The sequence below is a fragment of the Streptomyces hokutonensis genome, from assembly GCF_042751305.1.
Classification (GTDB): domain Bacteria; phylum Actinomycetota; class Actinomycetes; order Streptomycetales; family Streptomycetaceae; genus Streptomyces; species Streptomyces hokutonensis_A.
Genome location: NZ_JBHYWD010000037.1, coordinates 1 through 13,536, shown reverse-complemented (window position 1 = coordinate 13,536; position 13,536 = coordinate 1). Strand labels below are relative to the sequence as shown.

Below are 13,536 nucleotides of genomic sequence, written 5' to 3'. Positions count from 1 at the left end.
GATGATCCCCTCGATAGCCAGCCGTATCCCGCTGGTCCGCCGGGCCAAGAAGCCCGCGTTACCGCTGGACGAACGCATTGCCCTCCTTACCCGGCTGGCTGTCGAGCCCGCTGGTGCGAGCCACCGAGATCTGGTGGCCCGCGCCTGCGGGGTCCTCAACTACGCCGCGCTGATCGCCTCCGACGTCGGGATGCCCGACCTCGCGGCCCACCTGTCCTGGCGGCAACACCGGGTATTCGCCGAGGCTGGGAACCTCTCGGGGGACATCGCCGTGATGTCACTCATGCCCTTGATCAACATATCTCGGCTGCTGACTCGCGAGGGCGACGGCGAAGCCGCCTACGACGTACTCACGCGGCTGTACCGAGCCGCACAGAAGCGCAGCACGGCCGAGATTCGCGGCCACACCGTCGATCTGTCGAAGTTGATCGACAACGAAGCAGACCACCGGAAGATCTGCCAGGAGCTGTGGGTCACCATGCTCGTGGACGGCGCCAGGGCCCTGGCACGGATCAGTCGCTGGACGGAAGCCGCGGAAGCCATGACCGCGCACCGCGGCGTCGGCAACCGCCTCCTCGACGGACGCCAAATCCAGATCATGTCACTGATGGAACGCGGTCTCGACGAGCAGGCCCGCGCCACCATCGATTCCACCGCGACCAAGGAACCGTGGGAGAACACCGTCGCGGCCTTCCTGCGTATCTACTGCCGGCCCGCGGCCGACCCCATGCCAGAGGCGGAGCTGGAACTAGCCCTACAGGGGGCGCTCGCGCTGATCACCTCGCCCGACCCCGAGGTCACGGCGTTCCAAGCCCGAGTGGGACTGACCGCGCTTGAACTGGTCCCCGACCACACCAGTCCCCACGCCGCACGCCTACGCGACGCCCTCGCCGTCGTGGCCAGCCACGACGCCTACGCTGCCCGCGAAGTCCTGGAGCACCACGCGACGCGCCCCCACCTGACCCCCGACCAGAGGTACAGCCTCGACGTCCTACTCACTGCATCAGGGCTCGGAACAGGGAACCTGCCCCAAGCGCACCTGGACGCCCTCTCCGAAGCCGTGGATAAGGCAGAAGCTGCACTCCGCGAACGCCTGAACGGGCGAGAAGGGACGGCCGGTGTAACGCCTTCCGTCACTCCGTCAACAAGGAGCCCAGGAAGTGCCTCGTCCTCCCGTGGTGCAGCGTGCACGAGCCGCCGGACGATGTGATCGAGTACCCGGAGGAAGGGCTGCTCGGCTACCTCAACAGCACGGGGCCTCTCGTCGAGTACGGCTGGCAGCAAAGGACCCAACGCCAGCCAAGCGCGCGGAAATGGCAGGGGCCCGGCCTCTGGAGGGGGAGGGGGAGGCCGGGCCCCTGATGGGGGGGAGAGTGGTCTACGGGGCGGCGGTCAGGCCGCCGTGGCGTCCTCGGTGCTCTCCGGGACGCAGAGGACGCGGAGCATGTCGGCGGTGACGACGCGGTAGGAGCCGCCGACCCTGACGACCTTGCACGGGAACTGGCCGGCCTTGGCGAGAGCGTAGGCCTTCGTGCTGCCCATCCCGAACGCTTTGCCGGCCGTCACTATGTCGGTCACCGGCGGCAGGTTGAGCAGGCCGCCGACGGTGAGTCCCTGGGGCTCCGTGCTCGCCTCGTGGGTCATGGTCGCGTTACTCCCGTACATGGCTGCGTCTACTGCGCATTGCTGCGCGCTACTGCGCACAGTGTGGCACAGGTTGATAAGAAATGACAGGTGACGTAGCTTCCTATAGGGAATCATCAACGAAGTGCGTGCGTAGTGCGCACTGATTGCGGAGGACGCGCATGCCCGCAACGAGGCGTGCAGGCGGCATAGCGAAACGCTGCGAATGCCGCGGCACGGACGGTAAACGGCTCGGGACGAAGTGCCCGCAGCTCTCGAAGCGCAACCACGGGAACTACGAGATCCATCAAGAACTGCCGCCCGGTGAGAAGTCGGCGCGCCGTCGGTTCCGGCGCTCGGGCTTCGGTGGAGTGAAGGAGGCGGAAGCAGCGCTCGACCGCATCCGCGCCCTCCTCGACCTGGCCGACGACGACGAGGATGCTGCCCGCCGGATTGGGGACCTCCTCATGACCGTCATGGCGGAACGCAAGCCCATCCCCGAGCTCGCCGAGGTACAACGGCGCCTGGGCGGCGGCGTGCCACTCGACAACGCCATGACTGTGGAGCAGTGGCTCGACACCTGGATCGAGTCGAAGAAGACGAAGCGGCGGACGACCAATGGCTACCGGTCTCACATCCGCGTGCACCTCAAGCCAGGGCTCGGGCGCTATCGCCTGGACCGGCTGAGCGTCGCCCACGTGCAGGAGTTCTTCGACGCGATCGACGAGCAGAACGAGGTCATCGTCGCCCAGAACGCGGCGCGCAAGGAGCAAGAGGCGCGGTGCAGGTGGAGGCCGGGGACCAAGGGCGGCCGGCCGTCACGGGAGGTCTCCGAGCGTCTGGCGGCCGAGCGCGAGAAGCTGGCGGCGATGCCGCCTTACGGGCTCATCACGGGGGTGGCCACGAAGCAGCGCATCCGGGCGACGTTACGGGCCGCGCTGAACGGGGCGATCCGGCGGCAGCTCATCACGTTCAATCCGGCCCAGTGGGTAGAGCTCGACTCGGGCAAGCGGCCGAAGGCTGTGCTGTGGACAGAGCAGCATGTCGAGCACTGGCGCAAGACCGGCGAGAAGCCGAGCGCCGTCATGGTGTGGACGCCGACGCAGATCGGCGCGTTCCTGGACGAGGCCGAGACCTCGCGCCTGTATGCGTTCTTCCACCTGATCGCCTTCCGCGGGCTGCGTCGCGGTGAGGGCGTCGGGCAGGACTGGGTGAATGTCGACCTCGGCCGGAAGGCGATCACGATCGCCAAGGAGATCATCGTCGACAACTGGGAGGTGTTCGAGGACGACCCGAAGACCGACGGCTCGGCGGCCACGATTGCGCTGGACTCCGTGAACGTCGCCGTTCTGCGTGAGCACCGCGTGCGGCAGCTCGCGGAGGGCGATGCGTGGAACACGAAGGCTGCCAAGGAGCGGGCCGAGGGGAAGGACACGCAGGACTGGACGGACTCGGGGAAGGTGTTCGTCGAGCCTGACGGCACGTGGCTCCATCCCGAGAAAGTGTCGGACGAGTTCCGTCGCATCTGTCAGCGTGCGGACCTGCCCCCGATCAACCTCCGCGACTTGCGGCACTGCGCGGCGACGCTCATTCACGCGGGCGGCGGTGACCTGCACGCCATCAAGGAGACGTTGCGGCACTCGGGGATTCAGCTCGCGTCGGACACGTACACGTCGCTGCTCAAGGAAGTGGACCAGGAGATCGCGGAGAAGGCGGCCTCTCTGGTGCCGAGGGCTCGGCGCGGTGACGCGGTTCCGGCGGGGGAGTAGCGTTCAGGGGGATGCAGCTCGGGGCTCGTCACCGCAGGTGGCGGGGCCCTTCTGCTCGGCCATTGCTCGGCCGGAAGTCCTGTAAGGCGTCGGCGAGGCCTGGCAAAATCCGATAACCGTCCGGCGGGAGTAGGCTGCCGGGCAAGGCTGTGACCTGCATAGTCCGGCACTGGCCGACAAGGATCGGCAATCCTCAGCAAAGAACGCAACCCGGCGGAGGCTGACTCATAATCCGTCGGCCGTGGGTTCGAGTCCCACCCGCCCCACCACTGACTACGCGGGCAGAACCGTTCCCACCTGTGCTAACACGAAGGCCCCCGCCTCGGCAGGGGCCTTTTCATTGCCCTCAAGATCGTTAGCTCGCCCCTTGCTCGCCCGAAGTGAAATCCCCCACCCGGACGGTCTAGTTGACGGCCCGTTGACTACCGACGGCCAGAGCGTTGACGTCTCAGAGCGCCGAGCTAGTTGAGCGCGGCGGCGACGTCGCGGGTATCGACGTGCCAGCCCGATGGCACCCGCCACGAGTCCACACACAGCGTCCACATGCGGTCGACATTCCCTCCGGCCGGGATCGGCGTGGACAGCTCGCGGGTCTGCGTGATCGTCTTCCAGTCGCTGCCGAGCAGATCGATGATGTGCGTCCCGAAGGTGACCACGCCGGCCGTCACGGGCGAACCACCGGTGTTGCGGAACTCCACGGTCACGTCCTCACACCATCGCTTCTCTGTGTCCGCGAGCCGCACCTTCCCGACCGTGAGAGAGGGGGGCGTCGCAGGCCCGGGAACGCTGGGGCGCGGTCCCGGATCGTTCGGACTCGGCTCCGGCGAGGGGTCAAGCCACCTTCGGGGATGAGGGGCCTGCTGCAGGTTCAGGTGAGGTTCGGTCACGCGGCCTGGAGGGCCGGTGTGGTCATGACGGTCTCGAATTCGACGGGGGTCAGCCGGCCGAGTGCGGCTTGTCGGCGGCGCCGGTGATCGGTCTGCTCGATCCAGGACACGATCGGGATCCGCAGTTCCTCGCGGGTGGCCCAGCTCCGGCGGTCGAGGACGTTCTTGAAGACCGGCACGGAGGCGTTCGCCCGGCCCACCGAGTAGGTGGCGGTCGGTGCCGAGAGTGATGAGCGTTTTGGGACCGAAGGGCGTCATTGTCCCGTAACGACCAAAGGTTAGCTTGCCTCCGTCCTGTGAGGCGGGTGAACGGAGCGGTTATGGGACGTCCTGAGCGGCCGGTGGATCCTCGGGCCGGTGCTGTGCAGCGTTTCGCCAATGAGTTGCGGGTGCTGCGCGAGGCGGCCGGGAAGCCGACGTACCGGGTGATGGCCGGGCGGGCGGGCTTTTCGGTGAGCGTGCTGGCGCAGGCGGCGTCGGGTGAGCGGCTGCCGTCGCTGGCGGTGGTGCTGGCGTACGCGCAGGCGTGCGGGGCGGACCCGGTCGAGTGGGAGCTGCGGTGGAAGACGGCGGCCGAGGAAGCAGCGGACGAGGAAGCGGCGGCGCGCGCGGAGGAGAAGGAGCAGCAGGCACCTTACCGGGGGCTGATGCGGTTCGAGCCCGGTGATCACGGGCTGTTCTTCGGCCGCGACCGGCTTGTGGCGCAGTTGTCGGATCTGGTGCACGAGCACCGGTTCGCGGTGGTGTTCGGTGCGTCCGGCAGCGGGAAGTCCTCGCTGTTGCGGGCCGGTCTGATACCGCTGCTTCAGCGGACCGTGCGGGAACTGGGCGGCGCGGCCGTACTCCGGGTGCTCACCCCGGGGGCCACTCCGGCGGCGACCTATGGCCGGCTGCTGGCCCCGCAGGAGGGCGAGCCGGACAGCTGGGTGGTCGTCGACCAGTTCGAGGAGATATACACGCTGTGCCGGGACCGGGCCGAGCGGGCCCGGTTTCTCGATCTGCTCCTGGCCGCCCGGGAGCCGGGCAGCCGGTTGCGGGTGGTCGTCGCGGTGCGGGCGGACTTTTACGGGCGGTGCGCCGAACACCGGGGTCTCGTGGACGCGCTGCGGGATGCCCAGCTGCTGGTGGGGCCGATGACATCGGCGGAGCTGCGGGAGGCGGTCGTCAAGCCGGCCGCGGCCGCCGGGCTGCTGGTGGAGCGGGCGCTGACCGCCAGGCTCGTCGAAGAGGTCGTCGATCAGCCCGGCGCGCTGCCGATGCTCTCGCACGCCCTGCTGGAGACCTGGCGGCGCCGCCGGGGCCGGACCTTGACGATGGCCGCCTACGAAGCGGCCGGCGGTGTGCACGGCGCGATTGCCGCCACCGCCGAACAGGTCTACGGACAGCTGTCGCCCGCCCAGGCCAGGACGGCCAGGCAGCTGCTGCTTCGGCTCATCGAACCCGGACAGGGCGCCGCGGACACCCGGCGCCCGGTCAAGCGTGCCGAACTGGAGGAGTGGGCGGATCCCGAGGTGTCCGGGGTCGTCGAGGAACTGGCCGGCGCCCGGCTGGTGACCGCGGATGCGCACGGCGTGGAACTCGCCCATGAGGCCCTGATCAATAGCTGGCCGCGGCTGCGCGGCTGGATCGAGGAGGACCGCGAGCGGCTGCGCCACCACCGGCGCCTCACCGAGGCCGCCCGCACCTGGCAGGAACTCGGCCGCGACCCCGGAACCCTGTACCGGGGCACCCACCTGGCACGCGCTGAGGATTTCTTCGGGCGTCCCGGGCAGCGCGACGAGCTGACCTCCTCCGAGCGGGCGTTCCTCACCGCCGCGCTCGATGCCCGTGAAGCGGAACGCCGGGCCGCCACCCGGACCACCCGCAGGGCACGTCGCCTCGTCGCCGCGCTCTCCGCCACCCTGGCTGTGGCGCTGGTCGCCGGCATGGTCGCCTGGCAGCAGCACCGGACCAGCCGGCAGGAAGCCACCAACACGGCCGCCCGCCGGGTCGCCGCGGTCGCCGACGCGATGCGGACGACCGACCCCAGGACCGCCATGCTGCTCAGCGTCGCCGCCTGGCGGATCGCCCCTCTCCCCGAAACCCGTTCGGCTCTGCTCGGCGCCACCGCCCAAACCGAACTGGACGCCTTCACCGACTCCGGGCCCGGCAGCGACGCCTTGCGCCTGCTCGTCGATTCCGGCCGTACGCTGCTCAGCTCCGACGGCCGGAAGTGGCAGACCTGGGACGTGGCCACGCACCGCCGTATCGCCTCGGGGCTACTGCCGGACGGCCAGGTGACGGGGGCCAGTCCGGATGGCCGGGTGCTGGCCGTCGCTGCGGACAGCGGCACGGGCCTGTGGGACGCGTCGGCCGGGAAGTGGACCGGCGGTACCGGGCAGCGCCTGCCGTCGTCCGAAATTCCCAGCTTCGGTTCCAGCAACCGCAGCTACCTGGTGAGCAACCTCGACAGCGATCAGGTGCAGCTGCGCTCCGTCGCGGACGGCCGGGTGCTGTTCCGGACGGCGGCGGACGACCCGACGAACGTGGCCCTGAGTGCGGACGACCGGCTGGTGGCCGTCTGCCCCCACACCGGTCCGATGACGGTCCGGGACATCGTCCGCCACCAAAGCCTCTCCGGCGGCTGGCGGAGTCCCGGAGCGAACCACTGTGACGACGACAACTCGTGGCTCGCGTTCGATGACGGCGGTGACCGGCTCGCCGCCGTCTCCAGCGTCGGCGTGCGCGTCTGGGACACCGCTTCCGGACGGCAATTCGCCGATATCGCCGAACCGGACGTCCAGTACATCGCCTTCAGCCACGACGGGGCATTCCTGGCGGTCTCAGGACACGACGAGATCACGGTATGGCGGCTGTCGGCCCCTTACGCCCCGGTGTTCCGCCATCCTCTGAACGGCCAGCTCCTCTACGGCGGTCTCGCCTGGGATCCCGGTCGGCCGATCCTGCGCTACCTCGAAGGCAGCACCGTCCACTCCCTCGACCTGGGGGCGGCCCTCACCGCCCCGTGGAGCAGCCACCCCCTGGACAACGCGCTGCTCAGCCCGGACGGCGGCACGCTCGCCACCGCCGAGCGGTCCGGGAGCGGCTACCGTTTCCAGTTGCGCGACACCCGTGACGGGCACCTGATTCGTACGCTGCCCTCACCCCCGTTGCCCGCCTCCCTCGATCCCGCCGAGCCGACAGTGGAGCTGGACACACAGGACACCATGTCGCTGATGGCCTTCAGCCCCGACAGCACGGCCTTCACCTACAGCGTCTCCGCCCCGGGCCGCGAAGCCTCCCCCCAGCGGTTTGTCATCTGGGACCTGACCCGCAACCGCGAACGGACCACGCTGGACCTGGCGCACCAGTCATCCACCGCAGCGGTCCTCGCGGTCGTACTCGGTCCCGGCGGCCGGACACTGGTGGCCTCCAGGACGCGCGACATCGGTCATCGGAGCGGCGAGGTATGGAACACCGCACGCCGCAGCAGAGCGGCCATGCTCAACGACCTCGACAGTATCCACCTGGCCATCCGCCCCGACGGCCGGTTGCTCGCCGGAGACGTGGACTTCACCGCGCTGCCGTCCGGCCCGGTCACCCGGCGCACCCTCAGCCAGGGCGACCAGATCAACGCCCTGGCCTTCAGCCCCGACGGCTCCCGCATGGCAGCGGGTGACAGGACCGGCCGCGTAGCCCTGTGGGACGGAACCCTCCGCCACCGTACGGGCGTCCTGCCGAACCTCTTCCCAGCGGCGCTCGGTGACACCCCCGAAGCCGTCAACGCCCTCGCGTTCAGTCCCGATGGCAGCACCCTCGCCGTCGCCGGCGACTCCGGCACTCTCCAGCTCTGGGACACCGCCACCCAACAACCCCTCGGCGGCAACCTCACCACCCCCGGCGAGCCCATTCGCTCCCTCGCCTTCAGCTCCGACAGCGCCACCCTCTACGCCACCAGCGACCACACCCCGCTCCAGCAGTACCCCATCACCCCCTCCCACGCCATCACCCAGGTCTGCACACGCACCGGCACCACCCTCACCGCGGCCCAATGGCACCTGTACATCCCCGACGCGCCCTACCACCCCGTCTGCGACACACGCCGCCCACACTGACCACCGCTGCACCGCACCGCGCCCGCGAGGCGGTCCGCTGCCGGGCCGGTACCGGCTCCAACGGGTGTCGATGACGAGCCGCACCACGTTCCCTGACGGTTGGCGTTCCCTGACGGTGGAGTGACCTCCGCCCGCCGAGCAACCGTGTCGCCGGGCGGGCCGGGCACACGTGCGCCGTTCCGGCCCTCGCGATCCCGCGCGTGACACGACCGGCCTGATTCCAGGGAACGCGCCGCTGACCTGTTTGTTTACGCCCTTGAACCGGGTTGCCGGACAACTCGCGGCCGCGAAAGATCGCTCGCACCCGCATTGATCACCATGTACTCGATCTCCCCCGCGTTTGGTCTCACCGAGCGAAGGAATCTCGAAAAATGGTCCCCACCCCTCTCAAGAAGTGGCTGCTCACCGTCGCAGCCTGCGGTCTGGCGTTCAGCGGTCTGAGCCTGGCCTCCGCCACGACCGCGAGCGCGACGGGCAACGGCAACGAGACAGACCTCAACGGCCACTGGGACAACCTGCTCCCGAACATCTGCCAGGACGGCTCCAACCGGAGCGGCCAGAGCGTCTGGTTCTACAACACCGTCACGCACGAGCTCCACGACAAGAGCTACCAAAACAGGTCCCCGGTCTACGACCAGAACGGCTCGGCTCGATCGATCAAGTACTACCTGAACCCGAACTGGCATATTCTCAAGGGCCACTGCTACTACCCCCAGTCGTCCTCCTGGACGAAAGAGGGGGACGAATCAGCCTGGTCCGAGACGGCAAGCAACTGCGACAACGGCGGCCCCCTCAACTACAACGTCACCCAGAGCTACACCACCACGACGACCACCACCAAGACGGTGAACGGCTCCGTCAGTGGCAGCCGCGCCATCGGCAAGCTGTTCGATGCCAACCTCGGCGCCGAGTTCGAGTACTCGTGGTCCTACGGCAAGTCCGTCGGCTGGTCGCGCACTGTCGGCATGAGCGTCCCGGCCGGCCGGACGGAATGGTTCGGCGCGAGACCCATCCTGCGCGTGGTGCGGGTCAACCCGCACTTCTGGCTGGACAGCGACACATGGAACAACATCAAGGACGGTAACGGCTACCACACCTCCCAGAACTGGGGCGGCTACGGTTACAGGGCCCTCGTAGACCATGACTACTACTACGACGGCACGGCCAATGTCACCAACAGCAGCAACCAGCCGACGTTCCGCTTCATCCTCCACGGGCGCGCCAACAAGTGGAGCGACTGCCACTGACACCAGGCGGCACCCCTGAGATCCGAAGTGCCCGCCGGCCTTGGACCGGCGGGCACTTCGCCCTGCCCCCGCCCTGGTGGTGATCCATGACGAAGAAGACGACCGGCTCATGTACGACGGTGTCAACGACCCGAACATCGACGACGCCCCGATCCTGACGCCCACGGACCACGTCACGTCCTCCCCCATGACTCGTCACTCACGTCACTCGCCGGCATGCCGAAGGGCGGCGGCAGCGGCGGACGCCGACGACGACATCGACATCGACATCGACTGGAGGGTATCGGTGGACTCCACGGTCGTCCGAGCTCACCAGCACGCTGCCGGAGCACTCGAAAGGGGGGCCCACTCCTGCGAGCCCGTTGATCACGCGCTCTGACGCTCGCGCCGCGGGCTGAGCACCAAGATCCACCTGGCCGCAGACGGTCGCGCACGGCCCCTCGCCTTCACCGTCACCGCAGGCCAGGCAGGTGATGCACCCGCCTTCGAAGGGTGATGTCCCGCAGCCGTCCGACCAGGTCGGCCACCGCCTGCGGCGAGGTCGCTTCGGTGGCCGTCCGCCCGGCTTCAACAGCGAGGCATACAAGCAGCGGAACGCCGTCGAGCGGTGTATCGACCGCCTCAAGCAGTGGCGCGGCCTGGCCACACGAACCGACAAACTCGCGAGGGACGGGGGACGGTGGGCAAGGAACTGGGACTTGAGACGGCGGTGCGCGGGAAGCTGGAACCGCTGCGGGCGAAGACGACCAAGCCCGCCGATCGTGGCTGGCTGCACAAACGGCCCGACGGACGGTTCACCGCACGCCGGTAGCCATACCGGGACGGGGCGACGGGGCCTGACCGGCGGACCCCCGACGGCTGTTGACGTGTCTTGTGAAGAACAGCACCAGCCCCGTCGAGGGCCTGACGGCCTTGTCCGCACCGCCCGCCTGCCGCTGTCGAGCGCCACCCTGAACTACCTCGCCACCTTGATACGCGGCCACTGCAAGAAGATCGGTTCGCGGTGGCGGGCCCTGCCCGCGGGGAAGATCGCCGGCATCGTGCCGGCCGTGCTGCGCTGTGACCAGCGGCCCGGCGACCTCGCCGGCGGAAACACGATGGGTGCGGGAAACCATCGGCCTGCTCGCCGCCCGCGCCCCACGCCTGGACGACGCCCTCAAGCCCGGACGGTTGGCGGGGCGGTCCTGCTCGACGGCAGCCCGATACGGACCCGGCGGCGCACCGGCACGGCGAACCGGAAGATCCACTCCGGCAAGCACAAGCGCCACGGCCTGCTGGTGGTCGCGCTCACCGACGACCGGTGCCGCCTGCTGTGGGTCTCGGTGGCCCGCCCCGGACGATCCCTCGGAGATCACCGCCCGCCGACGGCGTTGAGGGCGGCGCGCAGGGTGGCCTGAATGCGGCGCAGGGTGCCGCCGGACAGCGGACGGCCGGCCTCCCGGTGCAAGGCAAAGGAGGGCCGAAGACGTCCGGCCCTCCCTGCGTTCAGTTGTCCGGGACCACTGGCCAGGCCGTCAGTCCCGTTCGTTCATCAGTGCCGGCCCATGTAGTGGAAGGAGGCGTAGTGGTCGTCGGTCCACCACACGTCACCGGTGCGGACATTGCGGACGATCCGGTTGCCGTCACGCCTGGGGAGGTTGGCGTTCGCGTGCACGTGGTACACGGTGGTGTTGTACTCCTGGAAGAAGCCTCCGCGGTGCACGCTCGACGGTCCGGCGTGCCCGGCGTCCATGAAGCTGCGCAGCCAACCGTTCCGGTCCTGGTACTGACCGCCGGTGAAGAGGTACTCATTTACGTGACGCCTCTGGGGGGTCACGATCGAGCCGGCGAGCCACCACTCACGGTTGCCCTGGGGATCGCCGGCGTTCGGCCAGCCGATCTGCTCCCACAGCCTGATGCCCGGGTCCATGAAGCCCGGGGGCTGCTGCGGGTGCGCCTGGCTGCCGGAGACGGGAGCCGGCGGAGGCGGCGGGGGCGTCTGGGCGACGGAGGGACCGGCAAGGGCCACGGTCATGACCATGGCCAACACTGCGGACGCGAGTCCGGCGATCACAGCGCGCCGCCCTCTCCAGTCCCGCTGCTCCTTCATCGATTCGTGTGTCATGGGAACTTGAACTCTCCTTTGGTCCATTTCGTAAGAGGGGCGTCACGGGCGCATGAATGCGCGCCCGGGTGGGCCGCTTCGTACTGTCGATGGGGTTGCCGAGCGGGAAAGCAGCGCAAAGGTGACCCGCTGCGCGGTGCTGTGCAGGATGGCGACCCAGCCGGTGCCGGTTCGGACCGCGGCCACCCACAGTCTGGGACAGAAAAAGTTGTCTTCCCATGCGGTTCAAAGGAGTAAACAATTCGGTGGGTTCCGCACAGGAACCCAGAAGGGTGCGGCTCTTTTGAAGTGAAGGTCGCGGATCCAGGCGGTCAGTGTGTTTCCGGCCTGGTCGGGGCTGAGGTAGAGCCGCTGGTGTTCGACTGGGTGTGGAAGGTCCAGTAGGGGCCGAGGTCGTTGTCGGCGGTGAGGGCGCTGAGGCGGAGGACGGCTTCGGCTCCTTCGAGGCCCCAGCGGGCGCCGGCGATGTCGAACAGGACGTCGACGGTGATGTTGCGGCGCTCGGCCTCGGCGTGGATGAGGCCGAGTTGGTGGTGGGCGCCGTCGACTGGATGTTGCGGGCCAGCACGTTGTTGACAGGCGAACCGGCTCCCTGACGGTCTGCGCGCTCGCGGGCGTCGATGAGTTCGTCCCAGTGCTCTCACTTGCCAACGCCGCACCGGACGCCACCACCGTGGCCACGGGCACCGGCACCAGCTACTGGGACTCGTACACCTTCGACGCCATCGGCAGCCGGGCCACCCAGACCCAGCACGCCACTGCAAGCGGCATTGACACCAGCCAGGACGTCACACGCACGTACGGCTACGGAAAGCTCGTCACAGGCAACGGCACCACCCAGTCGACACTTACTCAGCCGCACACCCTCACGAGCGTCACCAGTGCGAAGGGCGGAACCGCCACCGGCACGCAGTCCTACGTCTTCGATGCTGCCGGCAACACCACCACCCGTCCCGGTACCACCCAGAACCAGTCCCTGACCTGGACGGCCGAGGAAAAACTGGACACCGCGACCGCCGAGGGCACCACCACCCAGTACGTCGACGACGCCGACGGCAACCGCATCCTCCAACACTCCTCCGCGGGCACCACGCTCTACCTCGGCGAGACCGAGGTCATGGCCGACGGCTCCGGCACTCCCCTCAACGCCGTTCGCACCTACAGTCAGGCCGGAGCCCCGACCGTCGTCCGCACGACCAACGGCTCGACCACTGGTCACAAACTGAGCTGTCTGGTCACCGACCAACTCGGCACCGCGAGCATCGCGGTAGACCTCGGCAAGGACCAGACTGTCACCCGCCGAGCCTTCAAGCCCTACGGCGAGACCCGCGGCGCCAAGCCGAGCAGCTGGCCCAACCAGCACACCTACCTCGGCGTCGGTATCGACGACACCAACACCGGCCTCACTCACCTCGGCGCCCGTGAATACGACCAGAACACCGGCCGTTTCGTCTCCGCCGACCCGGTCTTCGACATCGCCGACCCGCTCCAGATGAACGGGTACGCCTACGCGAACAACAACCCCGTCACGCGGAGCGACCCCACCGGCCTCGAAAGCTGCGGCCCCTCCAATTACAGCTGCACCAGGGACACCATCGACACCATCAACAAGAGCGGAGGGGGAGGCGGCTCGGGAGGCAGCGGGGCGAGCGGAGGAGGCGGGAACGATGACAGCGGTGTGGTTGTCCGTAACAATGGCCACACGAATCTCGACAAGTGAGCGTTTTCAGCGTTGCCGCTCCAGGGTGAGGATGGCGGCTGCGATTGACGACATTCGGTTCGGGCTGCACCGGGCCTTGCGGAAGATTCGCC

At 68.6% G+C, this 13,536-nt stretch carries 11 protein-coding genes and 3 pseudogenes; 9 read left to right on the top strand and 5 right to left on the bottom strand.

Features of this window, described 5'->3' with window-relative positions:
* The first annotated feature begins 1 nt into the window (after nucleotide 1).
* Nucleotides 2-1,210 carry a hypothetical protein gene (locus tag ACFXC1_RS48380; protein WP_381256038.1) on the top strand — a complete coding sequence of 403 codons (1,209 nt, stop codon included), beginning with the start codon at nucleotides 2-4 and terminating at the stop codon, nucleotides 1,208-1,210.
* A 182-nt stretch (nucleotides 1,211-1,392) separates the two neighbouring features.
* On the opposite strand, the gene ACFXC1_RS48375 is transcribed toward ACFXC1_RS48380, so the two are convergent.
* Nucleotides 1,393-1,644, bottom strand: a complete 252-nt coding sequence (locus ACFXC1_RS48375; RefSeq protein WP_381256036.1) for a DNA-binding protein — start codon at nucleotides 1,642-1,644, stop codon at nucleotides 1,393-1,395.
* A 161-nt stretch (nucleotides 1,645-1,805) separates the two neighbouring features.
* Between ACFXC1_RS48375 and ACFXC1_RS48370 the strand changes: the two genes are divergently transcribed.
* A complete protein-coding gene (locus tag ACFXC1_RS48370) occupies nucleotides 1,806-3,392 on the top strand; it encodes a site-specific integrase (protein WP_381256033.1) in 1,587 nt (528 codons plus the stop codon).
* A gap of 461 nt (nucleotides 3,393-3,853) precedes the next feature.
* Here ACFXC1_RS48370 and ACFXC1_RS48365 read toward each other — a convergent pair whose 3' ends face one another.
* Nucleotides 3,854-4,096, bottom strand: coding sequence for a hypothetical protein (locus ACFXC1_RS48365; RefSeq protein WP_381256030.1), 243 nt, complete (start codon nucleotides 4,094-4,096; stop codon nucleotides 3,854-3,856).
* Nucleotides 4,097-4,275: 179 nt separating this feature from the next.
* Nucleotides 4,276-4,446: pseudogene (locus tag ACFXC1_RS48360) on the bottom strand (IS3 family transposase); the annotation flags it as partial.
* A 153-nt stretch (nucleotides 4,447-4,599) separates the two neighbouring features.
* Between ACFXC1_RS48360 and ACFXC1_RS48355 the strand changes: the two are divergent.
* From ACFXC1_RS48355 to ACFXC1_RS48335, 5 genes and pseudogenes are all read left to right on the top strand, one after another.
* Nucleotides 4,600-8,373 carry an nSTAND1 domain-containing NTPase gene (locus ACFXC1_RS48355; RefSeq protein ID WP_381256027.1) on the top strand — a complete coding sequence of 1,258 codons (3,774 nt, stop codon included), beginning with the start codon at nucleotides 4,600-4,602 and terminating at the stop codon, nucleotides 8,371-8,373.
* 371 nt (nucleotides 8,374-8,744) lie between these two features.
* Nucleotides 8,745-9,620, top strand: coding sequence for a hypothetical protein (locus ACFXC1_RS48350; RefSeq protein WP_381256024.1), 876 nt, complete (start codon nucleotides 8,745-8,747; stop codon nucleotides 9,618-9,620).
* A gap of 268 nt (nucleotides 9,621-9,888) precedes the next feature.
* Nucleotides 9,889-10,285, top strand: a pseudogene (locus ACFXC1_RS48345) (transposase family protein); the annotation flags it as partial.
* Between the two features lie 14 nt (nucleotides 10,286-10,299).
* Entirely contained in the window at nucleotides 10,300-10,431 is a 132-nt protein-coding gene (locus ACFXC1_RS48340) for a hypothetical protein (protein ID WP_381256021.1), read from the top strand.
* Nucleotides 10,432-10,486: 55 nt separating this feature from the next.
* On the top strand, nucleotides 10,487-11,017 hold the full coding sequence (locus ACFXC1_RS48335) for a hypothetical protein (protein WP_381256224.1): 531 nt from the start codon (nucleotides 10,487-10,489) through the stop codon (nucleotides 11,015-11,017).
* Nucleotides 11,018-11,151: 134 nt separating this feature from the next.
* On the opposite strand, the gene ACFXC1_RS48330 is transcribed toward ACFXC1_RS48335, so the two are convergent.
* Nucleotides 11,152-11,724, bottom strand: a complete 573-nt coding sequence (locus ACFXC1_RS48330) for a hypothetical protein (protein WP_381256019.1) — start codon at nucleotides 11,722-11,724, stop codon at nucleotides 11,152-11,154.
* Between the two features lie 368 nt (nucleotides 11,725-12,092).
* Here ACFXC1_RS48330 and ACFXC1_RS48325 point away from each other — a divergent pair, with 368 nt between their 5' ends.
* A complete protein-coding gene (locus ACFXC1_RS48325; protein WP_381256221.1) occupies nucleotides 12,093-12,320 on the top strand; it encodes a hypothetical protein in 228 nt (75 codons plus the stop codon).
* 38 nt (nucleotides 12,321-12,358) lie between these two features.
* On the top strand, nucleotides 12,359-13,444 hold the full coding sequence (locus ACFXC1_RS48320) for an RHS repeat-associated core domain-containing protein (RefSeq protein ID WP_381256016.1): 1,086 nt from the start codon (nucleotides 12,359-12,361) through the stop codon (nucleotides 13,442-13,444).
* 6 nt (nucleotides 13,445-13,450) lie between these two features.
* Here ACFXC1_RS48320 and ACFXC1_RS48315 read toward each other — a convergent pair.
* Nucleotides 13,451-13,536, bottom strand: a pseudogene (locus tag ACFXC1_RS48315) (IS5/IS1182 family transposase); the annotation flags it as partial.